The 26,182-nt window shown below is 51.7% G+C and carries 24 protein-coding genes; 13 read left to right on the plus strand and 11 right to left on the minus strand.

The genetic code is table 11. The features are described 5' to 3' along the window. Positions 1-2: 2 nt before the first annotated feature. Both rnk and ABGI61_RS06595 read right to left on the minus strand, forming a co-directional pair. On the minus strand, positions 3-407 hold the full coding sequence (gene rnk / locus ABGI61_RS06590) for a nucleoside diphosphate kinase regulator (RefSeq protein ID WP_347598707.1): 405 nt from the start codon (positions 405-407) through the stop codon (positions 3-5). Next, a complete protein-coding gene (locus ABGI61_RS06595) occupies positions 407-817 on the minus strand; it encodes a GreA/GreB family elongation factor (protein WP_347598710.1) in 411 nt (136 codons plus the stop codon). The genes rnk and ABGI61_RS06595 overlap by 1 nt, the downstream gene beginning before the upstream one ends. Before the next feature lie 409 nt (positions 818-1,226). On the opposite strand from ABGI61_RS06595, the gene ABGI61_RS06600 reads away from it, so the two are divergent. Next, entirely contained in the window at positions 1,227-1,760 is a 534-nt protein-coding gene (locus ABGI61_RS06600) for an OmpA family protein (protein ID WP_347598713.1), read from the plus strand. Positions 1,761-1,847: 87 nt separating this feature from the next. Here ABGI61_RS06600 and ABGI61_RS06605 read toward each other — a convergent pair whose 3' ends face one another. Continuing rightward, the gene (locus ABGI61_RS06605) at positions 1,848-2,258 is read right to left on the minus strand and encodes a hypothetical protein (RefSeq protein ID WP_347598716.1); all 411 of its coding nucleotides are present in this window, start codon (positions 2,256-2,258) and stop codon (positions 1,848-1,850) included. A gap of 186 nt (positions 2,259-2,444) precedes the next feature. Here ABGI61_RS06605 and ABGI61_RS06610 point away from each other — a divergent pair, with 186 nt between their 5' ends. Both ABGI61_RS06610 and ABGI61_RS06615 read left to right on the plus strand, forming a co-directional pair. Beyond that, the gene (locus ABGI61_RS06610; protein ID WP_347598719.1) at positions 2,445-3,497 is read left to right on the plus strand and encodes an aldo/keto reductase; all 1,053 of its coding nucleotides are present in this window, start codon (positions 2,445-2,447) and stop codon (positions 3,495-3,497) included. A gap of 95 nt (positions 3,498-3,592) precedes the next feature. Further along, positions 3,593-6,106 (plus strand): EAL domain-containing protein, encoded by a 2,514-nt coding sequence (locus ABGI61_RS06615; protein WP_347598722.1) that lies wholly within the window; start codon positions 3,593-3,595, stop codon positions 6,104-6,106. A 53-nt stretch (positions 6,107-6,159) separates the two neighbouring features. Here the strand turns inward: ABGI61_RS06615 and ABGI61_RS06620 are convergent, their stop codons facing one another. The 4 genes from ABGI61_RS06620 to ABGI61_RS06635 all read right to left on the minus strand — a co-directional run bounded on the left by ABGI61_RS06620 (position 6,160) and on the right by ABGI61_RS06635 (position 9,197). Then, positions 6,160-6,591, minus strand: coding sequence for a DUF3429 domain-containing protein (locus ABGI61_RS06620; RefSeq protein ID WP_347598725.1), 432 nt, complete (start codon positions 6,589-6,591; stop codon positions 6,160-6,162). Beyond that, the gene (locus ABGI61_RS06625) at positions 6,588-6,935 is read right to left on the minus strand and encodes a hypothetical protein (protein ID WP_347598728.1); all 348 of its coding nucleotides are present in this window, start codon (positions 6,933-6,935) and stop codon (positions 6,588-6,590) included. Before ABGI61_RS06625 ends, ABGI61_RS06620 begins: the two co-directional genes overlap by 4 nt. A gap of 2 nt (positions 6,936-6,937) precedes the next feature. After that, positions 6,938-7,282 (minus strand): thiol-disulfide oxidoreductase DCC family protein, encoded by a 345-nt coding sequence (locus ABGI61_RS06630; RefSeq protein WP_347598731.1) that lies wholly within the window; start codon positions 7,280-7,282, stop codon positions 6,938-6,940. A 79-nt stretch (positions 7,283-7,361) separates the two neighbouring features. Then, on the minus strand, positions 7,362-9,197 hold the full coding sequence (locus tag ABGI61_RS06635; protein WP_347598734.1) for a M1 family metallopeptidase: 1,836 nt from the start codon (positions 9,195-9,197) through the stop codon (positions 7,362-7,364). Between the two features lie 122 nt (positions 9,198-9,319). Here ABGI61_RS06635 and selD point away from each other — a divergent pair, with 122 nt between their 5' ends. From selD to ABGI61_RS06650, 3 genes are read left to right on the plus strand one after another with little or no spacing between them, the layout of a single operon-like run. Further along, positions 9,320-10,360, plus strand: a complete 1,041-nt coding sequence (selD, locus tag ABGI61_RS06640) for a selenide, water dikinase SelD (protein WP_347599089.1) — start codon at positions 9,320-9,322, stop codon at positions 10,358-10,360. Between the two features lie 9 nt (positions 10,361-10,369). Continuing rightward, the gene (mnmH, locus tag ABGI61_RS06645) at positions 10,370-11,464 is read left to right on the plus strand and encodes a tRNA 2-selenouridine(34) synthase MnmH (RefSeq protein WP_347598737.1); all 1,095 of its coding nucleotides are present in this window, start codon (positions 10,370-10,372) and stop codon (positions 11,462-11,464) included. A 31-nt stretch (positions 11,465-11,495) separates the two neighbouring features. Then, positions 11,496-12,746 carry a DUF2254 domain-containing protein gene (locus ABGI61_RS06650; RefSeq protein WP_347598740.1) on the plus strand — a complete coding sequence of 417 codons (1,251 nt, stop codon included), beginning with the start codon at positions 11,496-11,498 and terminating at the stop codon, positions 12,744-12,746. Here the strand turns inward: ABGI61_RS06650 and ABGI61_RS06655 are convergent. Then, positions 12,743-13,291 (minus strand): TetR/AcrR family transcriptional regulator, encoded by a 549-nt coding sequence (locus ABGI61_RS06655; protein ID WP_347598743.1) that lies wholly within the window; start codon positions 13,289-13,291, stop codon positions 12,743-12,745. The genes ABGI61_RS06650 and ABGI61_RS06655 overlap by 4 nt on opposite strands. 103 nt (positions 13,292-13,394) lie before the next feature. On the opposite strand from ABGI61_RS06655, the gene ABGI61_RS06660 reads away from it, so the two are divergent. Together ABGI61_RS06660 and ABGI61_RS06665 are read left to right on the plus strand one after the other, a co-directional pair. Continuing rightward, a complete protein-coding gene (locus ABGI61_RS06660) occupies positions 13,395-13,889 on the plus strand; it encodes a DUF4199 domain-containing protein (RefSeq protein WP_347598746.1) in 495 nt (164 codons plus the stop codon). 26 nt (positions 13,890-13,915) lie between these two features. Next, positions 13,916-14,791, plus strand: coding sequence for a DMT family transporter (locus ABGI61_RS06665; protein ID WP_347598749.1), 876 nt, complete (start codon positions 13,916-13,918; stop codon positions 14,789-14,791). 49 nt (positions 14,792-14,840) lie between these two features. On the opposite strand, the gene ABGI61_RS06670 is transcribed toward ABGI61_RS06665, so the two are convergent. From ABGI61_RS06670 to ABGI61_RS06680, 3 genes are all read right to left on the minus strand, one after another. Next, entirely contained in the window at positions 14,841-15,926 is a 1,086-nt protein-coding gene (locus ABGI61_RS06670; RefSeq protein ID WP_347598752.1) for a fatty acid desaturase family protein, read from the minus strand. Positions 15,927-15,937: 11 nt separating this feature from the next. After that, positions 15,938-17,032 (minus strand): flavin reductase family protein, encoded by a 1,095-nt coding sequence (locus ABGI61_RS06675; protein ID WP_347598755.1) that lies wholly within the window; start codon positions 17,030-17,032, stop codon positions 15,938-15,940. A 251-nt stretch (positions 17,033-17,283) separates the two neighbouring features. Next, positions 17,284-20,541, minus strand: a complete 3,258-nt coding sequence (locus tag ABGI61_RS06680; RefSeq protein ID WP_347598758.1) for a S41 family peptidase — start codon at positions 20,539-20,541, stop codon at positions 17,284-17,286. 149 nt (positions 20,542-20,690) lie between these two features. Between ABGI61_RS06680 and ABGI61_RS06685 the strand changes: the two genes are divergently transcribed. The 5 genes from ABGI61_RS06685 to ABGI61_RS06705 all read left to right on the plus strand — a co-directional run bounded on the left by ABGI61_RS06685 (position 20,691) and on the right by ABGI61_RS06705 (position 26,176). Next, positions 20,691-21,371 carry a tellurite resistance TerB family protein gene (locus ABGI61_RS06685; RefSeq protein ID WP_347598761.1) on the plus strand — a complete coding sequence of 227 codons (681 nt, stop codon included), beginning with the start codon at positions 20,691-20,693 and terminating at the stop codon, positions 21,369-21,371. Positions 21,372-21,513: 142 nt separating this feature from the next. After that, a complete protein-coding gene (locus ABGI61_RS06690) occupies positions 21,514-21,834 on the plus strand; it encodes a hypothetical protein (protein WP_347598764.1) in 321 nt (106 codons plus the stop codon). 160 nt (positions 21,835-21,994) lie between these two features. Then, positions 21,995-23,842, plus strand: a complete 1,848-nt coding sequence (gene secD / locus ABGI61_RS06695) for a protein translocase subunit SecD (RefSeq protein ID WP_347598767.1) — start codon at positions 21,995-21,997, stop codon at positions 23,840-23,842. 10 nt (positions 23,843-23,852) lie between these two features. Then, a complete protein-coding gene (gene secF, locus ABGI61_RS06700) occupies positions 23,853-24,791 on the plus strand; it encodes a protein translocase subunit SecF (RefSeq protein ID WP_347598770.1) in 939 nt (312 codons plus the stop codon). Positions 24,792-24,997: 206 nt separating this feature from the next. Beyond that, on the plus strand, positions 24,998-26,176 hold the full coding sequence (locus ABGI61_RS06705; RefSeq protein ID WP_347598773.1) for an efflux RND transporter periplasmic adaptor subunit: 1,179 nt from the start codon (positions 24,998-25,000) through the stop codon (positions 26,174-26,176). Positions 26,177-26,182 lie beyond the last annotated feature (6 nt).

Here is a 26,182-nt window from a genome sequence, read left to right on the forward strand (position 1 = left end):
GGTTAACGATGAAAGGCGCCCTCCCGTTCTGGTTGATACAATACCTCTTCGACGGTAATAGTCGACATGTCACCGCCTGGCAGTGGCCAGTTAATAGTATCGCCGCACTTAAGCCCCAGTAAGGCGCTGCCGACCGGTGCCAGAATGGAAATTTTATCACCACTGCCGTCGGCATCTTTTGGATACACCAGCGTCAGAGTGCTCTGTTTACCGTTGGCCAGGCGAAAGCGTACCGTTGAGTTCATGCTAACCACATCTGCTGGCAGCTGTGCAGGCTCAACCAAAATGGCGCGCTCCAGCTCCTGATTTAAGGTGTCATAACCAGAGGTGCTATCATTTAAACCAGCAAGTAATTTATCAAGCCGCTCAAAATCCGTGGTAGAGAGCGTAATATCGGGGGTTTTCATCAGGTTCTCCTCTTCATACGTTGTTTAACATTAATCACACTCAGCACCCGCAGCCGAAGCTGATATCCCAACACCATCAGCTGAATTTCTGTTTCAGTAGTCTGGCCTAATAAAGCCCGCCCCAGTGGTGATAACACTGAAATATGGCCGCTGCGATAGCTGGCCTGCTGCGGATAAACCAGCTGCAGCCAACCCTGTTGATGGGTGTCGAGGTTTCTTAGCTCTACCGAGCTGCCTATACGCACACAGCTGCTGTTGCTATTAAGCCGGTTTGGGCCACTATTATCGGCAATAAGCTGTACTACACGGCTTAATTCTAATGGTGCTACAGGTAAAAACGGCTGACAGGCGAGTGTCGCAATGACGCTTGCCAGTGGGGTGTTAGATAATTTTGGATAGCAGAAAAACATGGTAGCTGCGCCTTACAAAAGCTCATATCAATGCCGACAAAAATGACGACGAATAAAGACGATAAGTAAAAGCTGTTATGCCGGTTTCGCGCAGGGCAAAACCGGCCTAAGAATGGAAGGCGATAGCGATATTATGTGTGCGGTACAGTGCTGCCGTGCCGACAAAATAGAAACAAGGTAGTTGCATGGGCGTACCATAGTGCATAAGGCGTTAAAGTGCAATCATGCCAGCGGTAAAACACCGCCAGCTCAGGCTTATCAGCCGCCATGGATGGTTTTGTTAATATTTTTTTGATATAAAAATAAATAGGGTTTTATTTTTTTAAAATGTAAATTTAAAGTGTTTATTTGTTTTATTAAAACCATTAGAGTGTGCGCCATTATTTGACACTAACTTCGGAGTTTTACTTTGCGCACTTTATCTCTGTTGGCTGCCGTTGTTGCAGCCGTTTTAACCACCGGCTGTGCCAGCACAGCGGATAGTAGCAGTAAATCAGTCACTGCACCGGTCAGTGCTGAGGCGGCTAAGCCACAAACTGTGTTTGCGGCGCGTTTGCAGCCATTGTCGGCCGTGCAAAGTAAAGAACTTGCCGACGGACGGTTAAAGCTGAGCTTTCCCGGGATCAGTGCGTTTTCGCATGATGGCGCCAGCTTAAGCGATGACCTGCAGCAGCAATTGACCGCTATTGCGCAGCTGTTAAAAAACAGCTCTTTTTCTCAGGTGGCTGTGGTGGGCCATAGTGACAGTTCAGGTCAGTTGGCTTACAACAATAAACTGTCATTACAACGTGCCGGGCAGGTAAAAGCTTTTTTATTACAACAGGGCTTAACAGATGCGCAGCTGGTTGCCGAGGGCCGTGGCCCTGCTGAGCCTATTGCTGATAACCGCACCAGAGAAGGTCGCTCAGCTAACCGTAGGGTAGAGCTGGAGGTCACTTTTTAAAGCTTTTGATGAAATGGATTGATAATGAGTGACAAATAAACAACGGCGGCCATCGGACGCCGTTGTTTATTGCACAGCAACTGAGGTTTAATCCGCTAATGCCCAACCTTTTTCTGTCTGGCGCAGCTGCAGATTTTGCTGTTTTACCTGATACACATCGCCGGCATTAAAATCACCGTATTGCAGTTTCAATAAGCCAACCGCCATGCCACTGGCCATCTTTTCCAACGGATTACCCGGTTTTTGCGTTTGCTCGTCCATATAAGCTTTAAAGGATTTATTAAAACTGATCTGATAGCTGACTTCCGCCGTGTAGCGGGTATCGCTGTCTGCCCAGCCATTGAGCTTTTCCAGATGTTCAATCTCAACCAGCCCCGGGTGTTGTTGTTCAAATTGCTGTTGTAGTAATTGCTCAAGTTTACCTGCTCCCGGGGTATCCGAGCAGGCCGCCAGCAGGGAAACAATCGCCAGCAGTGCCAACTTCACTAATATGCGCATCGATATCTCTCTTATTGGTTAAATCAGGCGATTATCTTACAAACTGCTATCTGAATGCCAGCCGAATTGCCTGTTGTTCTCATTCGGCTCTCAAGATAGCCCCGGTGCAGCATTTTGTTGTTTGATCTAGTCTGAGCAGGCTGTTTAACGTATAACAACCATTATTTCTGCTTTGTAGGGTTAAGCATGCAAATTTCTGTTTTAGGCCACAGTGGCGTGGCGATATCGCGCGTGTGTTTGGGCACGATGACCTGGGGCTGTCAGAATAATCAGGCCGATGCCGATGCACAGCTCGATTATGCGCTGGCGCAGGGCGTAAACTTTATCGACACCGCCGAGATGTATGCCGTACCGCCCAGTAGCGATACCTATGGTGCCACCGAGCGTATTATTGGTGATTGGCTTAGTCGCAACCGGGATAAGCGTAGCAAGCTGATTATTGCCAGCAAAATGGCTGGCAGCGGCCTGTCTTATATCCGCGGTGGCGGACCTATGACCGCCTCCACCTTATTGCAGGCGGTAGACGCTTCGTTGCAGCGCCTGCACACTGACTATATCGATTTATATCAGCTGCACTGGCCTAACCGGGTGTCGCCGCATTTTGGTAAGCACCGGGTCGGCCGCATTGGTTTTAGCGAAGTTAGCTGTACTGAACAAACGGAGCAAATGCTTGAGTTGTTGCAGGCGCTGAATAGCTGCGTTAAGGCCGGTAAGATCCGTTTTTGTGGTTTATCCAATGAAACGCCCTGGGGTATCAGCCAGTACTTGCAGCTTAGTAAGCAACACAATTTACCGCGCATGGTGTCAATACAGAATGAGTTTAGCCTGCTGCACAGTAAAGACTGGCCTTACTTAATTGAACAATGTGTGCATGAAAATATCGCATACCTGCCATGGTCGCCATTAGCTGGTGGCGCGTTAACCGGTAAATACCTTGGTGGTGCCCGGCCAGCGGGCACGCGCTGGAGTATGTTGCAGCGCAATGGTTTGTTTCGTGATACACCACAGTCGAATCAGGCGATAGCCGCTTTTGTTGAACTGGCAGCTTCACACAACATGGCGCCTGCTCAGCTGGCGTTAGCTTGGGTTAACCAGGTAGAGGGCGTTAGCTCAACCATTATTGGTGCCACCACTATGTTGCAACTGGAGCAAAATATCGCCGCCTTTGCCAAGCCTTTATCGAACCAGGTGTTGGACGATTTAGCGCAGTTTTTGCAGCAATACCCGGCGCCATTTTAGCGTTGGACGCAAAATGATACAGCTTGGCCGAATTTCTCTGCCAACAGCGATAGGCTAAGCTGATACTTATCTCAATTCTCAATCAAAGTGGTGTTATGTCGTTACTTGCCTTTACCACTGATAGCACAGATTTATCGCTGACGTACCATGGTCATCACGCCGGTATGTTGGTGCTGCTGTCGTTACTGATTGCTATTCTGGCTGCCTATACCAGCTTTAGTCACCGCCATTTAATGCAGCAGGCTGTTAGCACGCTGTCTTATCGTTTATGGCTAAGCAGTGGCTCGGTCGCAATGGGGTTGGGGGTCTGGGCCATGCACTTTACCGGCATGATGTCGCTTCAGTTACCGGTTGAGGTGGGTTATCAGCTAAGCCTGACGCTATTGTCGGTATTGCCGGCCATTGCTGCGGCCTATATCACGCTTAACGTGGTGGCAGCTGATGTGCAGCGGCCTCTGGCAATAGTGCGTGGTGGCGCACTGATGGGCGCGGGTATTGGTTGCATGCACTACCTTGGCATGGCGGCTATGGTGATGCAGGCAGAGCGGCTGTATAAGCCGTTGCTGTTTGTGCTCTCTGTTTTGGTGGCGGTGTTGCTGGCAACGCTGGCGCTGTGGGTGCGGCCATTGTTAAGCCGCTGGCTGGCTAACCAATTGCTGCTGGAGCTTATCAGCTCGGTCGTAATGGGGCTGGCAATTGCCAGCATGCACTATGTTGCTATGCACGCTACCGTATTTTTGCCCGCCGAAAAGCTGCACGGTTTAGGCGGCATGGTCATGAGTAAGCAAACACTGGGCACCCTGGCTGTGGTAGTGGCAGTGGCCATTTTGCTGTTATCGACCATCACAGTGTTAATGCGCCGCCGGGTACTAGATGCCGAGCAAAGCCGTTATCAGGCGATGTTGGAAACGCAGCAACTGGCGCTTCGGCTGCAGGGTATAGCGTCCCGCGTACCCGGACTGGTGTACGAGTTCAGGCTGACAAATGACGGTCATTTTAGTTTTCCTTATGCCAGTGAGGCGATCCGCGATATTTATGGTATCTCACCTGAACAGGCAAAACAGGATGCCTTACCTGTGCTGGAGGCTATTCATCCCGATGATAGGGATGCCATGATGCAATCGGTGTACCGCTCGGCAGAGCAGCTCAGCGTGTGGCACCACGAATATCGCGTTCAGGACAGCAGCGGCAAAGTACGTTGGTTGTTGGGTAATGCCCAGCCGCTGCGTGATGCAGACGGGGTAAGCTGGAGTGGCTTTATTACTGATGTAACTGCGCGCAAAGCTATCGATCAGCAAATGCAGCAACTGGCTTATTTTGACAGCCTGACCGGTCTTTTTAACCGGGGCAAAATTCAACAGCAGTTGCAGCAACTGTGTGATGAAGCCGGCACTGATGGTGCTGTAGCAGTCATTCTGCTGGATATTGATCAATTTAAACGGTTAAATGATACCCAGGGGCATCAGGCTGGCGACCAGTTATTGATCCAATTGGCAAGTCGGTTGCGCATGGCTGCACCGGCGCACGCCTATTGCGGCCGGTTAAGCGGTGACGAGTTTGTATTATTGCTGGCAGGCGCATCGCAGCAGGAATTGGGATCCTGGGCTGAGCAGTATTGCAGTTCACTGCGTGAGTTAATGCGACAGGCGTTTGACATTCAACAACATCAGTATTGCTGCACGGTATCACTGGGATATTGTTTAGCCCACAGCGGTGCATCGTCTGACGAATTATTAAAACAAGCGGCTATCGCACTGTCGCATGCCAAGGCGCAGGGGGGGAACAGTCACGTGGGCTTTAACCCGGCGATGACTGTTGAAATTCAGCAGCGTTATCAACTGGAGCTTGCCTTAGCGGCCGCACTGGCAGATAAGCAGTTCGAATTACACTATCAGCCTCAGCTGACTGATACGGGGAAGGTTGTTGGTGTAGAGGCACTGCTGCGCTGGCAACACCCTGAGCTGGGTTATGTCTCGCCGGCCCGCTTTATTCCATTGGCGGAAGAAACCGGCCAAATTGACAGCATCGGCTATTGGGTGTTGCAGCAGGCTTGCGCTCAGCTACAGCGCTGGCAAAACACACCTTTGCTGCGCGATCTGGTGATGTCAGTCAATATCAGCGCGCGGCAGTTTTACCAGCCAGAGTTTGTTACGCAGGTAGAGCAGTGCCTGCAAATATATCAGTTAAAACCACCGCAGCTGATGCTGGAGCTTACAGAAAGCCTGATCCTGGCAGACCTTGACGATGCCGTCAGCCGTATGCAGCAAATCAAGCAGATGGGCGTACGGTTTTCGATGGATGACTTTGGCACCGGTTACTCGTCACTGTCTTACCTGTCACGGCTGCCGTTTGACGAGGTAAAAATCGATCAGTATTTTGTTCGTAGCGCCAGCTCGGGCAAACCGCGTGACTGGGTTATTGTCGAGGCCATTATTGGTATTGCCAACACCTTTGGTATGAAACTGATTGCCGAAGGTGTTGAAACCGAAGTGCAGCGCGAGCTGTTGCGTCAAAGTGGTTGTTATTGTTATCAGGGCTATCTGTTTGCCAAGCCCGCCAGGGCGGCCGATATAGCCAGCTGGATAACCGGGCATTCTCAATCTGATTAACTAACCAGGCGCGTGAGGCTGTTAAATTGCAGTGACCAGCAGGCAGTGCCAGCTTAGGCACTGGCTAAAAAATACAGTAATACATGACTAAATAACACAACCAAAGTTAGCTGATTGCGTAAGCTGCGGTAGGGGCCTGCGTATTGCCGGTTCAGGCCCAGCCGGAATTCTGATAAACGCAATAGCACAAATAAGCAGGCTTGTGCCGGCAAAAAATACTCTGGAGCGGTGAATAATGCGAGAAAACTCAGTACCGGAAAGGCCACCGCTGCCAGCGCCAATCGCTCAGTTTTGGCCTCGCTGGTCATGTTGCTGTGTAGCACCGGCCAGAATACCCCTGCCATAAAGCCTAAAATCAGTGCACTGTATAGCTGGTAGAGATCTAGTATGCGCGCCGGGCTTAGCCACATCGGTGTGGTATAGAGTAGCGGCAAGGCTACAAACGGGATCAGGCCAGCGTATCCCAGCAGCTTAATCAGGTTCATGCTGTTGTCTCCCCTTCGGCTGCCTGCATAAGCAGTGACATCCGCTCTTCTTCAGTCAATATGCCCACCAGCACAGTGCGCCGGCGAAGTTTGCGCATACGCTCACCACTATCCAGCAGAGCGCTGCGAAACAGTTTAGGCTCATTAATACAGTCTAATATGCTATACCAGTGAATATAGCTGCTGTGGCGCAATAGCCCAGCCTGATAACGTTGCTCCAGTGTCTGCAATATCTGTGTTACCAGCTCTGGCTGCGCCAGTAACTTGTCTGCCATGGCACTATGCAAGCGTAAGATCTGGCTATCGGTAGCGGCACTTTGTTTGGTCAGCGTGCGTCGGCGCATGGTTACACCGCACAATCGCCGTTGCTACACTGAGTACGTTTTGCAGCCCAATAGGCATAAGCTTTATTTGCCAGCCAGTAGCAGGGGGGCAAGCGCAAAAATGCTACCAGCCAGCTATGTCCGGCCAGCTGCCAGTAGTGCAGGGTTGCATCGATGCCAATTAAGAAGTGGTCATCACGCCAAAGATGAATTTGCTGCATCATGGCGTTTTTGCTCACACCGGCAAAGCCGCTGAATTCTTCAGCGCTAATATCGACCAGTTCAAGATGTGGCTTAAGTTTGGGCGCCAGCCAGTTAATTTCACGCTGACAAAGCTGGCAGCTACCGTCATAAAACAGCTTTTGCATGGACTACTCATAAAAAAACCTGTTGCCAGCCATTACGCTAACAACAGGTTTTAGATCAGCGGGCGTTATCGCGAATAAACTACTTTAACAGCTCGTCTACCGTGCCTTGCGCCAGTGGGTGATAGCCCGGCCGGGCTTTTTCATACACGGCCCGGGCAAAAGCTAAACCTTCCGGTGTGCTGGCAAGTTGCTTGTATAACGGAATAATCAGCTTACGCCGACCTATATTGATCAGATATTGCTCCAGTGGCCCTGCGATCTCCTGGTAACCGGTTTTCAGCGCCAGTAAATACCAGGCATGGGCAATTTCACTGTTGCTTGATAATGTCAGGTTAAAGGTGGCATCCAGCTGTGCCAGTTGCTCTGGCGTGATGCTAAGCGGCAGGTTATTGATGAAATATAGCCACTCGTGCACTGTCCAGTTATTGGTAGGCAGGCTGCTTAAGGCGGCATCGCCGGCTAACCAACCATTGGCTTGCTGTTGCACCTGATTAAAGGCATCAGATTGTGGCTCTGGTGCACCCTCTGGCAAACCAGGCTGGTAAATCCAGCGTTTTACCTCATCCAGAGACACTATGCCCGGGTACTTGTTCAGTAATTGTTGCTCAAGGTATACCACAAAGCGGGCGGTATCCAGGCTTTGAAAGGCGTGATCGTCAAAGTACTGTTTAACAAAGGGGTCGAATTTATCGCGGCCGAACTTTTGCTCCAGAAACATTAAAAACAGTTGGCCCTTGGTGTAAGGCACGCCGCTAAATGCATCATCCGGATCGCGGCCCTGTAAATCGATATGCAGTATGCTGTCATTGGCCGGCAGCTCGATCAGTTCGTCTTTTAAACCTTGTACCGATAGCGCCTGCTCCATCACCGCGCGATCAGTGCCGAACACCTGCTCCATAATGCGGTTTTCAACATAAGAGGTAAAACCTTCATTGAGCCATAGGTCACGCCAGCTGGCATTGGTCACCAGATTACCCGACCAGGAGTGTGCCAGTTCATGCGCAATTAAATTCACCAAACTGCCATCACCGGCTACCACCGTTGGCGTAATAAAGCTCAATACCGGGTTTTCCATGCCACCAAAGGGAAAACTGGGCGGTAAGATCAGTAAATCGTAACGGCCCCAGCGATAGTCGCCATACAGTTTTTCCGTGGCGTCTATCATGGCCTGCGTACTGGCAAATTCCTCTGCTGATGCCTGTAAAATATAGGGTTCGGCATACACACCGGTTTGTTTACTCATGGCTTTAAATTGCAAGTCACCGGCGGCGATGGCAATTAAATACGCTGGTATGGCTTGAGGCATATAAAACTGATAATCGCCGTCGCGGGCACTGGCCGGATCGTTTGGTGCGCTCATTACGCTAAGTACATTGTCAGGTGTCTGAATACGGGCGCTGTAGGTCATACGCACCGCAGGCGTGTCCTGAATAGGGATCCAACTGCGGGCATGAATCGCCTGGTTTTGGCTAAACATAAAGGGTGTGGATTTGCCGGCGGTTTGCTCGGGCGTTAACCACTGCAGGCCTGAGGCTTTGTCGGTAGAGCTGTAGTAAATACGCAGGGTTTGTGCCTGAAAGCCGGGTGTTATCGTCAGCTTACTGCCCAGTACTGTATCGCGCGCGCCAAGCTCAAACGGCACTTTTTGCCACTGGCCATCTGCACGTTTAGCGTACACTCTATCGATAATTAAATCGCGGCTATCCAAATACACAGTGTTGGTTTGCTGGTTTTGCCAACTGAGCTGTAAATCAGCGAAGCCGGTCAGGGCTTTTTCAGCAAAGTTAACCGCAAGGTCAAGATGCAGATGCTGCACCTTCACATCAGCATAGTTGGCGTAGGTATAGTTATCGTCGGCGATAGCCGCAGTAGGCGCCAGCAGAGTAGTGACGCAGAGCAAAAAACGGGCAGACATAGCGTTTCCTTTTTAAAAATACCGCCCGAGTGTAGCGGTAACGGCGGCTAAGTAAAAGATGCCTTGTTATTGCAAAACGCTTTGGGTATGTTGGCGTTATTGTGTCTAAGCCGATACTGACTATGCCTGATTTATCCGCTTTTAAGCTTACCGAGTACAGCCACGGCGCCGGCTGTGGCTGCAAAATTTCGCCGCAGGTGCTGGATAAAATTTTAACTTCCAGCATGACAATGCAAGATGACAATTTGCTGGTGGGCAATGCCAGTAAAGACGACGCCGCCGCCTATAACTTAGGTGATGGCACAGCGCTTTTAAGTACTACTGACTTTTTTATGCCTATTTGCGACGACGCATTTGACTTTGGCCGGGTAGCCGCCACCAATGCGATCAGTGATATCTATGCGATGGGCGGCACGCCGATGCTGGCGATTGCTATTTTAGGCTGGCCAGTGAATAGATTGCCGGCAGAGCTGGCGCAGCAGGTGCTGGAGGGCGCCCGTCAAACCTGCAAAGCGGCCGGCATTATGCTGGCAGGTGGCCACAGTATCGATGCCCCTGAGCCAATATTTGGCTTGGCGGTAAATGGTCGCGTGGCGATAGCGCAGCTAAAGCGTAACGATACCGCCAAAGCCGGCGACAGGTTGTATTTAACCAAGCCACTTGGGGTAGGGGTGTTAACCACAGCACAAAAGCAGAAAAAACTGCTGCCAGAGCATGCGCTGCTGGCGCGCGATACTATGGTGCAGTTAAACCGCATCGGTGCCGATATTGCGAAAATTGACGGTATTCACGCCATGACCGATGTGACCGGTTTTGGCCTGTTAGGCCATTTGCTGGAAATGTGTGAAGGTAGTGGGCTTTATGCCGAGCTTGACAGCCACGCGGTGCCGGTGCTGCCTTTTGTGCCGGACTATATTGCCAAAGGCTGTATTCCTGGCGGCAGCGGCCGTAATTTTGCCAGCTATGGCGGTAAAGTATCACCATTAAGCAGTGAGCAGCAGGCTTTGCTGTGTGATCCGCAAACCAGTGGCGGCTTACTGGTGGCAGTCAGCCCTCAGGCAGAAGCGGCCTTTATTCATCTGGCGGTGGCATACGATTTAGCGTTGCAGCCGATTGGCGAGCTAAAAGCCCGTGGCCGTGGCCACCGTATTCGTGTTCGTTAAGCCCGGCAGATGACGGCCAATTTACCACTAACAGCGAATTATCAGGCTATTTTACAGCAGCAACTGCCGCTGCTTGACCTGCGCGCACCGCAGGAGTTTAGCCGTGGCGCGCTGTGTGGCAGTGTGAATTTACCCCTGATGACTGACGCCGAGCGCGCTGCCGTAGGAACCTGTTATAAACAACAGGGCCAGCAAGCCGCTATTGCGTTGGGCCATCAGCTGGTGCGAGGCCAGGTTAAAGCTAGCCGAGTGCAAGCCTGGGCAGAATTTGCCAAAGCTCACCCCAACGGCATGTTGTACTGTGCCCGTGGTGGCTTGCGCTCACAGATTGCCCAGCAGTGGTTGGCTGACGCCGGTATAGCCTACCCCAGAGTACAAGGTGGTTTTAAAGCGCTGCGTCAGGCGGCGATTAAGGTGATTGAGGATGCAACCAAACAGCCACTGCTGTTATTAGCCGGACCTACCGGCAGCGGTAAAACCCGCTTGCTTAAGCAGCTGCAGGCCGTCGATTTAGAAGCGCTGGCCAATCATCGTGGTTCGGCCTTTGGCCGTAAATTAGCCGCGCAGCCCAGTCAAATCAGTTTCGAAAATGCTCTGGCCGCCAGATTATTACAGGTGCAAAGCAACAGTCCGCCATTTCTGTTGTTGGAGGATGAAAGTTTATTGATTGGCCAGCGCAATATTCCGCACAGCCTGTATCAGGCAATGCAACACAGCCCGCTGCTGCTATTGGATGAGCCGTTAACGGCGCGCATTGAGGTGATACTGCAGGATTATATTATCGATTTGCACCTTGAGGCGACGGCGGCTGAGGGCGAACAAGGCTTTGCTGTATTTAGCACTATGCTGCTTCAGAGCATGGCGCGTATTGCTAAACGCTTAGGCGGTGCGCTGTACGCTGAGCTCTCTGCTATGCTGGAGCAGGCGTTAACGGTGCAGCAGCAAAGTGGTGATATTCAGTTACACCGGCTGTGGATAGCGCGGCTGCTGAGCGACTACTATGACCCTATGTATCACTATCAGTTGCAAAAACGTGGTTTGCCAGTGCTGATGCAAGGCAATGCAACTGAGCTTATGCAGTGGTGGCAACAGCAAAGAGGCTAAAACATGGTGACTAAAACATGGTAACTAAAACATGGTAACCAAGTGGGGTTGGAAGCTGTTAAAGCTAAGCCGTAAACTTTGGGTGCGTACTGTGGCTTTTGCCCTGCTGGCGCTACTGTCTGCATTGGTTGCTGTGCTCTTGCAAGATGTTATTCCTGCGTCAGCGGCCGACATTATCGGTGCCGGTGCCGCGGAGAAAATCCTCACTATCCTGGCGTCCAGCATGTTGGCAGTCACCACCTTTTCACTGAGTATTATGATTGCGGCGTTCAGTGCTTCAACCAACAGCGTGTCACCGCGGGCGACCCGCTTGCTGATGGAAGACAGCACTACTCACAATGCGCTGGCCACCTTTGTTGGCTCGTTTTTGTACAGCATTGTCAGCATTATTCTGCTTAATACCAAGCTTTATAACGAACGCGGTGAAGTGGTACTGTTTATCACCACCATTGTTGTGACGGCGCTGATTGTTATTACCATACTGGTATGGATAAACCACTTATCCGGTCTGGGCCGGGTAGGGGAAACGGCTAACCGGGTAGAGGACAAAGCCTATGCGGCGCTGATGGCTTTTGTAAAAGACCCCTGGCTTGGCGCCAATCCGCTGACATCACTATCTGACGTGCCGGCAAGTGCCAGGGCTTTTTTAACCGACACCATTGGCTATATTCAGCATGTCGATGTCAGTGCCATCAGTAAATGGGCTGAGGCCAATGCCTGCCGGGTGTTTATTGTGGTGCGTGCCGGCGTCTTTATCGATCCGCGCCGGCCACTGCTTTGGATAGATGGCGAGCTGCCAGACAATACCGATAGCTTGTCGAAGGCGTTTACTATTGAAGATTTTCGCAGTTTCGATCAGGACCCGCGCTTTGGTTTGCTGGTGTTAGCCGAGATTGCCTCTAAAGCGCTGTCACCTGCGGTTAATGACCCCGGTACTGCTATTGAAATTATTGGCCGCGGTATGCGGGTACTGAGTAACTGGCAGTTACCGGACAGAGGGGAAGTAGACGTTCGTTATGCAAAGGTGTGGCAATTAGGGTTAGCGCTGTCTGATCTGTTCGATGATTTCTTTACCCCAATTGCGCGCGATGGCGCGGCGCTGGTTGAGATCCACATTCGCCTGCAAAAGAGTTTTATTGCGCTTGCCAAGCTTAATCCTCAATTGCGTATTCAGGCCCGGCGCCACGCTGAGGCGGCATTGGCCAGGGCTGAAAAGGCACAAAGTGACGCCGCAGATCTGGCGCATTTAAAAGCGCTGCATCGCACGCTGATGGACGCTTAGTGCCATAGTTTCAACCTGTCAGCGCACTGTAGTTTGCGGTGTAATAATGCCAGGCTGTGCTGCTGCTCTGCTGAGCTATCATTTAGCCAGTAGATAAATACCGCGATAAATACGCTGCTTAGCGCTATTTCCTGGCCGATACGGCCGATGCCGCTGGCTGTTAACTGCGCCGCTTCGCGCAGCCACTGCACAGTGCGGCTAATACGCAACACGCCGGCTAATTGTAAATGAATGTGCCCCGGCTCCAGTTTGTACAGCAACATCTGGCCGGTAAGGTCATGATAAGGCGCCAGTGCATTAAGCCAACATCTCAGCGCCTGCTCGATACGGCTACTTGCCGGCAGCTCTGGTGTTATCACAGTGCCTAACATAGCTTTGTCGGCGCGGTCAAACCAGGCATCGACTAACTCATCTTTGCTGCAATAGTGCTGATAAATATCAGCCAGACTAATACCCAAAGCCGCAGCGATTTGCTGCAAGCTGAGCTGCTCCCAGCTGCTTTGCTCTGCCAGTGTTAATGCCGTGGCTAAAATATCGTCTCGCATGTTGGCTCCGGTGTGAGTTCGACATTAAGTATAGGCGGCTGTGGCAAAGCCGGATAAAGCGGCTATAGTGATGCGGTTAAACCTCGAATAAACAAAGGACATTATGCACAGATACCAAACCGAAATTCGCTGGGGCCTGATTTTTACTGCGGTTATGCTGCTATGGATGTGGGGCGAGCAGTTAGTTGGCCTGCATGGCCGTTATATTGCCCAGCATGCGACTTACACCAATCTGTTTGCCATACCGGCGATACTGTTATACGTGCTGGCACTTAAACAAAAAAAGCACCGCGACTACGGCGGGCAAATGAGCTGGAAACAAGGTATGCAAAGCGGGGTATTGATCACACTGGTGGTGGTGGTGCTAAGCCCGGCGGTGCAGTGGCTAACCCATACTGTTATTACGCCTGAGTATTTTAATAATGTGCAAGTTTATGTCATTACTCAGGGCATGATGAGTCCACAGCAAGCTGCTGAGTATTTCAGCCTGGGCAACTATATGCTGCAAAGCCTTATCGGCGCCGCCATTATGGGGGTATTAACCTCAGCGATAGTGGCATTTTTTCTACGCAGCAAAGTCGAGGAAGAGATACAATAGCCCACCTTTTGTTGTGGTGCTGTGGTATGGCTGTTTCTTCCTCTTCCAATTCTGATAAACCCTTGCATGGTGTGTTGTGCATGTTGCTGGCCGTGGCGCTGTTTGCGGCGATGGATGCTGCGATGAAATCCCTTACACCGCACTACAGTGCTATGCAAATTGCCTGTTTGCGAGGTGCCCTGGCCTGGCCTTTAGTGGTGCTGTGGCTTATCGGCAGTGGCCGCTATAAAACGCTGCTAAACACTCGCTGGAGCCTGCACCTGCTGCGTGCAGTGCTTGGCGTAACAATGTTGTGGGCTTTTGTTTATAGCCTGCAAAGCTTGGCACTGGCCGAGGCCTACACCATCTTTTTTACTGCGCCGCTGCTTATCACTGCCATGTCGGCGTTTTGGCTAAAAGAATATGTTGCGCCCCGGCATTGGGTTGCCATTGGCATAGGCCTGGTGAGCGTGCTGTTTATGTTAAAACCGGACGGCGATAAGCTGATTAGCTTTGGTGCTTTAATGGCCCTTTTAGCGGCGTTTTGCTATGCCGTATCGGCCATTACGGTGCGCATTTTGGGCCGCACTGAAGGCACCGGCAATATGGTGTTCTGGCTGATGACATTGTTATCTCTCGGTGCCGGTTTGTTGGCGCTACCGGATTGGCAGCCACTTAAAAGCGAGTTATGGTTTAGCTTCATGTTAATTGGCATTACCGGTTTTGCCGGCCAGATTGCCATTACCCAGGCGTTTAAAGTCGCCCCGTCGGCGCTGATCGCACCCTTTGAATATACTGCGCTATTGTGGGGTATAGGTTTTGATATTGTACTGTGGCAGCTATACCCACAGCTATCAACGCTGATAGGCGCTTTTGTCATCATGCTAAGCGGGCTCTACTTACTGTGGCAACACCGACGCTAAGGCCATCCTCTGGCCTTAGTTTGCCGGCCCCGTTGAGCGTAGTATGGCCTCATACCGATTTCACCGCACTTTTACCACCAGGTAGTGAATAGCGCATAATGCGCCAAAACACGGTACTGTACTGGCGTAAAAAGCTGCCGGTGTTGTAAGGGATGGCGTATTTCTTCGCAATGGCCTGCACCTGTTTAGCCATATTGGGATAGTGCCGGGCAGGAATATCGGGAAACAAATGGTGCTCTATCTGGCAGCTTAAATGGCCGGTTAAAATATGCAGCCAGGTTGGGCCGGTAAAGTTAGATGAACCCAGCATCTGGCGGTAATACCAATGGCCGCGACTTTCGTTTTCGCACTCTTCAGGCTTAAAAGCATACACCTCTTTGGTGAAGTGGCCGCAAAAGATCACTGTTGAAGTCCACAAATTACGCAGTAAATTCGCCAGTAAATTGCCGCACAGCACCCACAGCCACATTGGCCCTGCTATTAACGGGAAGAACACATAGTCTTTTACCAGCTGGCGCACGCCCTTGCCAAAAAACGCTTTTTTTAGTTCAGTGTCAGACACCTGCGTTTGCCGATCGGTTTTCTTTCTACCAAAAAATACCCGTTGCCCGGCCAGCTCGTGGTATGACACGCCCCACTGAAATAGCATGCTTAGCAGCAGGTAAGTGCCGCCTTGCCATAAATTGCGTAGCCGCCAGCGAAAGTCGTTGCTAAGACGCAGCAAGCCATAACCAAAATCGCGGTCCTTGCCGATAATATTGGTGTAACTGTGATGCTCAACATTATGGGTGCGCTGCCAGGAGCCGGACTCGCAGGCAATGTCCCACTCGTAGCGGCGGGAGTGCAATAACGGATCGTTCATCCAGTCGTACTGGCCATGCAGCACATTGTGGCCAATTTCCATATTGTCGAGAATTTTCCCTAAGGCCAACAGCAGCACGCCTAACAGCCACAGCCAGGGAGTAATAAAGCCCAACACCAGCAAAATGCGGCCGCTAATGGCGCTGATGCGCTGCACCAGCAATACCCGGCGGATATAACGGGCATCGGCTTCGCCGAGTTGCGCCTGTACCTGCTGTTTTACGCCGTCCAGCTCTTGCGCCAACGCCTGATATTGCTCGTTACTTAATGCCATCTTTTGTCCTGCTACTGTTTTAACACCAGATCCGTGACCGGCTGGCTGATACATAACTGAATTTGTTCACGGCCGTGGCCGCTTAAGGCGCCAGTGCGTATGTCGCGCACCTGGCCGCTGACTTTGTCGCATACGCACTGAAAACACACACCAATACGACAACCAAAGCGCGGACTAAGGCCTCGCTGCTCAGCGCTTTGCAGCAAGCTTTGATTTGCTGGCGCACTAAATACCTGCTCTATGCCGCTTTGCAACACCACCTGATGCTGACTGCTATTGTCATTCTGGGGCGGCGACGGCAGCGAAGGGCCAAACTGCTCCTGAACAATGTGGTCTTTCGCAACACCTGCTTGCAGTAAGGCAGTGCTTAGTTGCTGCATAAAGGCTTGCGGGCCGCACAGGTACAGCTGCTTATGTGCGCTTGCCGCACACACCTGTTGGGTAAAGGCGTCGCTATGTTCAAGCCGGCTGTCAGACAGCACCAGGCTAAACAAAGGCTGTTGCTTAGCCAGTTGCTGCAAAGAGGCTAATAACGCCGCGTTTTCTTCACCGCGCACCCGATAGTAAAGGCTGACGGGCGAAAGCCAATGGCGCTGGCTCAGTAACATGGAGGCAATAGGCGTAATACCTGAACCAGCAGCAATAAACAGTGCAGGCTTAGCAGGCTGTTGCCAGCTAAAGACACCCTGAGCAGCACTGATATTTACTTTGCTGCCTGCTGCCAAGTGTGCCAGCTGCGGCGTAAAGGTGCCGCTGCGTTGCACCTTGCAGCACAGTTCAATCTGGCGTTGGCTTTGCCACAGGTTAAGCGGCGAGCAAATACTAAAAGGGCGGGTTAAGTTTTTGCCGTTATGCTCAAGCGTTAGCAGTACATGCTGACCTGGTACAAAGCCTGGCCAGCGGCGTGACACTCGTAAGGTCAGTTTTACCATATCAGCCGTTTGCCAGCTTTTTTCTACCAGTTGGCCACGAAACTGGCTGGGCATAAAACCTGGCCAAATAACGCGAAGTAAAGGTTGCAGATAGAGGCTGAGTGCAGGCTGATTACCCAGCATTAAACAAAAATGGCGCCACAGGCGGCGTGGTACAGAGAGAACAGCAGTCACAGTCGTCACAATAATTCATTAAGGGTTATTTCAGCGCACAGTTGTACACCAAAATATCTGGTTTGGCCAGTTTTAGTTATGCTTGGTCACTGTTGCGTATGTTAAGATTATGAAATTTATGATTTTAAATTATTAAGAGTGAAGTGATTGATTTGTTTTTAAGCTAACGCTTGTACGCTTTTGTGGTTTTGGTTATGTCGGGAGCAATAAAAAAGCCGCTAATGTTAAGCGGCTTTTGTGTTCTGACTGGCTTAGAGACCAAGCTGAGTGGGCATCGCCGGGGCCTGGCTATGATCTTTCGGCGGGTTAGCGCTTAGCTCGTTTAGCGTATGGCTGATTGCACGCTCTAACTGCACATCTTTGCCTTTATTTACCGCGATCGGGTCCAGTTCTACCTCGATATCCGGTGCTACGCCCTCGTTTTCTACGCGCCACTCACCGTCTGGCGTGTAGAAGCGGAAAAACGGCACCACATGAAAACCGCCATCGATCATCGGCGGGTTCGCTGAAATACCAATTAAACCGCCCCAGGTGCGAGTACCAATGGTTTTACCTAAACCTAAGCGCTTAAAGGCCCAGGGCAGGAAGTCACCACCAGAGCCGGCGTCCTGATCAATCAGCATGGTTTTCGGGCCATAAATGCCACCGCCCGGCGTGGTAAATACCAGGCCGTCACGATCTTTCCAGCCGGATAAAAACGGCCGGCCAAGAATTTCGGTAATGTAGTTAGCCGCCTGGCCGCCGCCATTTTTGCGCTCATCGATAATTAGTGCCGGTTTATCTACCTGGGCAAAAAACATACGGTTAAAAAAGTAAAAGCCACCATCAGCGGTATTGGGCAGATAAACATAGGCCACTTTGCCGTCGGTTTTTTCGGCGACTAACTTGCGGTTGTGCTCTACCCAGTGCCATAGCCGCAACTGGCTATCGTTGGCTATTGGCTCTACTGTAATGTTGCGGCGGTTTTTGCCTTTGGCATCGTCGGCCAGTGTCAGCACCACTTGCCGGTCCTGGGTGTTGTCCATCAAGGCGTGAATGTTGTCCGTGGCGTTAAGCTCGCGGCCGTTAATGGCCAGCAGATAGTCACCGGCTTTGGCGCTGGCACCAGGCACATTTAGCGGTGCTTTTAAAAACGGGCTCCAACGATCGCCCTGATAGACCGTGCTAAACTGATACTTACCGTTTTTAATGACAAAATCAGCGCCCAGCAAGCCCACTTTACTCGGGCTCTCCTGATGCACATCGCCACCGCCAATACGGTTATGACCGACTTGTAGCTCGGCAATCATCTCTACCAATACGTCGTTTAAATCCTCGCGGCGCTGCACGTGTTTAAGCATCGGTTGGTATTTGTCATAAATGGCCTGCCAGTTAATGCCGTGCATATTGGCATCATAAAAGTACTCTTTTTGCATCCGCCAGGCGTCATTAAAAATTTGCTGCCACTCTGCACTGGGGTTAACAAAACTGCGCACATCAGCCAGGCTCACGGCTTTAGCGTCGGGCTTGGCCTTGGCATCGCCCACTTCAAGCTTGTTTGGCAGGCTTAACAGTAACAGCTTGTTGCCATCATCACTTAGCTGATAACTGCTTATAGCCTGTGCCACTTGTTCGGTTTTTTGCTCTTTAAAATCATAACGATGAAGGGTGCCATTATTCGGGCTTTGCTGCGCCGGTGGCTCATTACTGCTGCCAGGCTGGCTGCGCTCTAAGTAAAACAGTGCACCATCACTGGCAACGCTTAAGCTGGCATAATTGCGCTCGGCCACCGGCAATGCGACGATGCGGTCTTGCAGGCCGTTAAGGTCTAGCTTTACCGGTTTAACCGCGGTTTTAGCACTGTCTTTGCTGTCGTCTTTTTTGCCTGTTTTGCCGTCGGCTTTAACCGGTTCATCACCGGCTTTTGGCAGTAGTGGCGACTTGCCGTCAGCGGCCAGCACATAAGCATAAATAGCGCTGCGTACGGGCCGTTCACGGGTGGACAAATCCAGCCCGACTTGCGATGGCCCGGTATTAACTGAGGCGGTGAAGAACAAATAATCCTGGCTGAACGCCGGATCGCTGGTGTGGCTTAAACCATCGGTAATTTGGCGGCTGCTGTTATTACTAAAATCGTAAAGTTTAATCTGGCTAAAGTAATTGGTACCGGCCACGGTATAAGCCAGATAACGGCTGTCGGGTGAGAATGACACGACAAAGTCTTCACGCCGCTGTGAGCTATCCAGCTTTTGGCTGCGCTGTTTTTCTAAATCAAAGGCATATAAATTCAGATGGTTATCATGATACACAATACGTTTGCCATCGGGAGAAAAGCTAAGCAGGTTAAAATAGCCATTGTCGGAAAGCGCAAACACCTGCGGCGCGCTTAAACCATCCTGGCTTTGTAATACCAACTGGTGTTTATTGCCCTCATCAGAGATGTACGCCACTTTGCTGCCATCCGGGCTCCACAGGCCGTCAAATTCGCGCACGCCACTGCTTTGCGTCAGGCTACGGGTACTGCCATCGGTTACCGGTACGGTAAAAATATCGCCACGTGCCGATACCACCAACCGCTGACCGGTGCTGGACAGACGTGCATTGGTTAATGTTTTACTGGCATCTTTCCACTGTGGTCGTTTTTGCACTGAAGTGGTGTTGATACTGACGCTAACCGGCGAATTTTGGCCACTGGCCAAATCAAGTAGGTATAAATAGCCACCGGCTTCATACACTATGCTATTACCGTAGCCGGCAGCACTGCGTAAATCCCAGTCTTTGCTTTGGGTAAGTTGCTCTACCTGCTGATTACGGTAGCGAAACAGGTTTACTGCCTGGTTGTCGCGGTCAGATAAAAAGTACACCGTGTCATTAAGCCAGAACGGGTTAAACTCATTGGCATTAGGGTGAGGGATTTTTTCCAGCTGCTGTTTTTCCAGATCGATGATCCACACCGGCGGCGTGCTGCCACCGCGATGCAGCCGCCAGCCACTGGCACCGCTGTAGGCCATATTATTTGGCCGGTAAGCTAGCTTTTTGCCATCAGGGTGTAAGTCGCCTTCAAAGGCCACGGCCTGCATCAGTTTTTCCGGGTAACCGCCGTCAATACTGATTTTGTACAGCTGATTACTGCGGCTATTGGCAATCTCACGGTTTGACGCGAACAGCACACTTTTACCATCCGGACTCCAGCCGTTTACGGTATCTGCACCCGGGTGATAGGTCAGCCGCTGCGGGCTGCCGCCACTCACGGGCATAATGTACACGTCGGTGTTGTTATCGTAACTGGCTGAAAACGCAAGCCAGTTGCCATCGGGCGAAAATTTAGGCGCAAACTCACTGGCCGGGTGGCTGGTCAGCTGGCGTGGGTTCTGGCCGGTTTTGTCACTGAGCCAAATATCGCCGCCGTAAACAAAGGCCAGGTGAGAGGCGGAAATGTCCGGCTGGCGCAGTAAGCGCGTGTTCTCGCTGGCAAAAGTAGCGCCGCTGGCCAGCGCACAAAACAGGGCGAGGTAACGTGGAGTAAACATAGAGTATCCTTGTTGTTTTATAAGCTGTACCAGTAAAGCACAAGGCGCCGCTTTGATAAAACAACAGCTTGTAACAGTTAATGTCTGGCCGGAATTATTTGCTGCTGTTATGGTCTGATGGCCAATATGATTTACGCCGGAGTGAGTGAATGAATACCAAAGGGTTATTAGATCAATTATTTAAGCAAGGCTCAGAGTTACTCGGGGGCAAAACTGCAACCCAGTCGACCGGTAGCAGTGGCCTGGCTGGCCTGCTGTCGGGTAAAACTGGCGCGGCCTTAGGTGGTGGTGCACTGGGGTTGCTGCTGGGCAGTAAAAAAGGCCGCAAAATGGGCGGTAAAATTTTAACCTATGGCGGTTTAGCCGCGCTTGGCGTGGTAGCGTACAAAGCCTACAGCAATTATCAGCAGCAACAGCAACATGCGGGCGCAAGGACAGAGCCGCAAACCATTGACCGCTTGCCACCACCGCAGGCCGAGCAGCATAGCCATGCTATATTGCGCGCCATTATTGGTGCAGCCAAAGCCGATGGCCACATTGATGACAGAGAGCGCGAGCTTATTGATAACGAAATTGCCCGGCTAACCAGCGATGGCAGCCTGCAGCAATGGTTTGATGCAGAGCTTCGTAAACCTTTGGATCCAGCCGATATTGCCAAAAGCGCCAGCACACCGGAAATGGCGGCAGAGATGTATCTGGCCAGTGTGCTGGTGGTCGATGAAGAAAGCTTTATGGAGCGTAGCTATTTAACTGAGCTTGCGCGGCAGTTAAAGCTGGACCCGGCGTTAAAAGCTGAGCTGGAGCAACAGGCGCGTCAGGCTGCGGCTTAACTTTTTTACCCTAAAAGGGTACTGGCTGGCAGTATTTTTGCTTGGCGGCCTTGTACAAAAGCCGCTAAAGCCCCATCATGCTCGAAGCTGCGCCTCAGTTAACGCAGCAACTATCAATAGCGGATTTGGGTGATAGGCGGCTATGCGCTGGATCAGTAGTGTTGCGATATTATTTTACTTAGCCATACTTTGCACGCCGCAAGCCTTTGCCGTGCAGGATGTGCGCTTATCGCCGCTTGCCGACAGCCAGCTGTATGCGCTGAATCTTAGCCAGCAGCAACTCGCTCATATCTCCGGCGAAAATAATCATACCGATAACGATGACACGCCGCCGGTACTGCCCCAAAGCATAACTAAGCCGTTTCTTCACCAAACTTGCGGCCAGGCAAAGGGCACCTTGCTGTTGGGCAGCTGCTCTGCTGCCATCAGGCCGCAGCAACCCCGCGCACCACCACTTTCTTAATGCACTGATAAACACTGGTTTTGTTACCGGCAGTGATGTCTGCTGCACTGATCAGCCCTTGCTGTCAGTGTCTGCATAAGCTGTCTGTACTTACCAAACAAAGAGTATTAGCGCCGTTATGCTGCCTCTGAGCATGCGGCTGTGCATTTAAGGATTAATAATGTTGAATAAAAACCCGCTTTGGCGCTACCTGGTAGTGCTGGGCCTGCTGTTACTGGCGCTGATTTACGCGCTACCGAATTTATACCCCGAGCAACCGGCGCTGAATATCAGTGCCAGCCGTGGTGGCGAGCTAACCCCTGGTTTGGTTAAGCAGCTGGCCAACGAATTTGACCGCGCCGGCTTTAAACCTCAGGCACTGGACCTCAACAACGGCCAGTTAGTGGTGCGCTTTAACTCGGCTGATGAGCAGTTGGCCGGCCGTGAACTGGCCAGCAGCGTGCTTGGTAATAATTACATTACCGCGCTTAATTTAGCGCCGACCACGCCAGCCTGGTTAAACGCCATTGGCGCCGGCCCGATGAAGTTGGGGCTGGATTTACGCGGTGGCGTGCATTTTTTGTTAGCGGTTGATATGCAGGCTGTGCTGGATAAACAACTGAATGACAGCGCCCAGCAGCTGCGTGCTTTATTGCGGCAAAACCAGCTTCGTTACCAAGGTATCAGCGTTGATAATACTAACCAGCAGCTAAGGTTGAGTTTGCGTGACGTTAATGATGTGGCGGCCAGCGAGAAACTGATCGCTTCGCAGCTGCCCGAGTTACAACACAGCGCTGAGGGGTTAAACATCACGCTTTCATTAACCGAAGCGCGGCAAAAACAAGTCCGCGAAGAAGCCCTGCAACAAAACCTGACCATTATCCGCAACCGGGTTAACGAGATTGGTGTGGCCGAGCCTCTGGTGCAGCGCCAGGGCGCAGATCGAATAATAGTGCAACTGCCCGGCGTGCAAGACACTGCACTGGCGAAAGAAATCCTCGGTGCTACGGCCTCGTTAGAGTTTCGTCTGGTTGATACTGAAGCCGATATTGTCGCTGCCTTAGCTGGCCGCCTGCCGCCCAATGCTGAGCTGTATTACAGCCGAGATGGCCAACCGCTGCTACTGGAAAAACGCATTATGCTAACCGGCGATCATATCACTGGCGCCAGCGCCGGTTACGACCAATACGGCCAGCCAAAAGTCAGTATAAAGCTGGACGCTCAGGGCGGCACTAAGCTCTCATCCGCCACTAAAGATGCAGTAGGCCGGCGTATGGCGTCGGTGTTTATTGAGTACAAACCCGGCGAAACGCTGACCGCTGATGGTACGCCGGTACTGCTAAAACAGCAGGAAGTGATCAACGACGCCACTATCCAGCAGCGGCTGGGCATGACGTTTGACATTACCGGCATTGCCAGCGCGGCTGAGGCGCAAAACCTGGCTACCTTGCTGCGGGCTGGAGCCTTAATTGCGCCGGTACAAATTATTGAAGAGCGCACCATAGGCCCAAGCTTGGGGCAGGAAAATATCGCCTTGGGGGTCAGTGCCATTCAGTGGGGGCTGGTAGCGGTAATGCTGTTTATGCTGGCGTATTACAAAGCTTTTGGCATGGTGGCCAATATCGCACTAATGGCCAACCTAGTGTTGATTGTCGGTGTGCTGTCAATGGTGCCCGGCGCCACCCTGACCTTACCCGGTATGGCCGGCATAGTGTTGACAGTGGGCATGGCGGTGGATGCCAATGTGCTGATCTTTGAGCGCATCCGAGAAGAGCTCAGTGAGGGCCGCTCAGTACAGCAGGCCATTCATCTGGGCTACGACAGGGCTTTTGCCACTATCGCAGATTCTAACATTACCACCTTGTTAGTGGCGCTGGTGCTGTTCGGTGTGGGTAGCGGGCCGGTAAAAGGCTTCGCCGTCACGCTGGCGATTGGCATTTTAACCTCCATTTTTACCGCTGTAGTCGGCACCCGCTTGTTAGTCAATTTAATTTGGGGTGGCCGCCGTTTGCAGTCACTGCCGGTATAAGGAGCACAAGATGCAAGTATTTAACTTTGTAAAACCGCTGAATTTTATGCGCTTAAAATGGCCGGCGGTGGTGTTATCGCTGTTGTTACTCTGTGGCTCGGTAGCGTCGTTTTTTATTAACGGCATTAACTGGGGGCTGGACTTTACTGGCGGTACCGTCATTGAGGTGGGTTTTGCGCAAGCGGCCGATTTGCCTGCGGTACGGCAAACATTAAGTGCAGCGGGCTTTGACGATGCCGTGGTGCAGCTGTTTGGCAGCAGTCGCGACGTGCTGATCCGTATACCGCTGCGGGCCGATATAGTGCAGGCGCAAATTGGTGATGCAGTCGTTACAGCACTGAATGCAAGTGATGCCGGTGCGGTGAATGTGCGCCGGGTCGAATTTGTCGGCCCCAGCGTCGGGGCTGAGCTCAAACAAGACGGCGGCCTGGCCATGTTGGTGGCGTTGGTCGGCATCTTAATTTATGTAGCGCTTAGGTTCGAATGGCGTTTATCAGTGGGTGCGGTCGCTTCATTACTGCACGATGTGGTGTTAACGCTGGGTTTGTTCTCGGTGTTGGGGCTGGAGTTTGACTTAACGGTGCTGGCAGCGATACTGGCGCTGATTGGTTACTCGATAAACGACACCATAGTGGTGTTTGACCGCATCCGCGAAAGCTTTCGCAAATTGCGCGATGCAACCGTCGCTGAAACGATTAACGAAGCCATTACGTCCACGTTAAACCGCACCGTCATTACGTCACTAACCACAGTATTAGTGCTGCTGGTGTTGTTTTACTTAGGCGGCGCGCTCATTCACGGTTTTGCCACCGCGTTGCTGTTTGGTATTGCCGTAGGCACTTACTCGTCTATCTATGTCGCCAGCGCCATCGCGGAGCTGTTGGGCCTAAGCCGCGAAGATATGCTAAGCCCACCGGTAGAGGCCGAAGGCGCCGATCTGCAGCCGTAAAGCAACCATAGCCAGGCCCTTTTTCATCGTGGCCTGGCTTTATAGTCAAATCCTTGTTACAAATCTTCATATATATTTCATTACCGATCGGTAAGAAATATGCTATTTTACTGCCGTTTATTCATATCAATTGTGTTTCAGCTAAAACTACCGCACCTGCCGCTGCCAAAATTGCAGCCTCAGACGGATCGCTTACAGGTACTTTTATGACAACCAGCTCTGCTTTTTTTCGTGTTGCCATTAGCGCAATAGTGTTACTGCCCCTTGCACTGTTATCAGGTTGCTCTGATGCACCAAACGCAGCAGAACAAGGCGGTGGTATGCCGCCGGCCATGGTTAATGTATTAAAAGTAGAGCCGCAAAGCGTACCGTTATTGCTGCAAAGCCCGGCGCTGCTGGCGGGGTCGCGCGAGGTGGAAATTCGTGCCCGGGTGGGCGGTATTTTAGAGAAACGCCACTTTAATGAAGGCGCTAAAGTCAGCGCAGAGCAAAGCCTGTTTAGCCTGGATGCGGCGCCGTTTCAGGCGACGGTAAACCGTAATCAGGCGGAACTCAGTGCAGCCAAAGCACGCCAGACCCAGGCCGAGCGCACCTTAACCCGTTTGCAGCAGCTGCGTAAAGACGGTGCGGTATCGCAGCAGGCGTTAGATGATGCCTTGTCAGCGCTGGATGTAGCCAAAGCCGATGTGAAAACCGCTGAAGCAGTATTGCAGCAGGCGCAGCTGCAGCTGAATTATACCCAGGTGCGCTCGCCGATTGCCGGTGTGGTAAGCCGTGAGCTGGTGTCTGAAGGTACCCTGGTGTCGGGCCCGGACATGTTGCTGACCTATGTCACACAGCTTGACCCTATGTATGTGCGCTTTTCCATCGCCGAGCGCGAGCAGCTAAAACTGCGTGCTGAGGCGCAAAACGGTGCGGTAACCCTGCCACAGCAATGGCAGGTAAAGCTGTTGCTGGCCAATGGTACTGAATATAACCAGACCGGTGTGGTAGATTTTGCCGATGTGCGCATTAACAGCCAAACCGGTACCAGCGAAATGAAAGCGGAAATTAGCAACCCTGATAATTTGCTGCGCCCCGGCCAGTTTGTCCGTATTGAGCTTGAAGGTGCTGTGCGCCACAACGCTATTGTCGTGCCGCAAAATGCGGTGCTTGACGGTGGCACCGGCAAATTTGTTTATCTGTTAGCTGACGGTGAGCAGGGCGGTAAAGTCGCATTGCCGGCGCCGGTGGAAGTGGGGGACTGGGTCAAACTGAACGGCGATAATGGTTGGGTGATTACATCCGGCTTAAAAGCCGGTGATACCGTGATTGTTGAGGGTATGGCACGTATTTTCTTCCCCGGTATGCCGGTACAACTGGCACCAGCTAATACTCAGGGCTAACAGGCA

This window comes from Rheinheimera fenheensis (assembly GCF_039871805.1).
Classification (GTDB): Bacteria; Pseudomonadota; Gammaproteobacteria; order Enterobacterales; family Alteromonadaceae; genus Alishewanella; species Alishewanella fenheensis.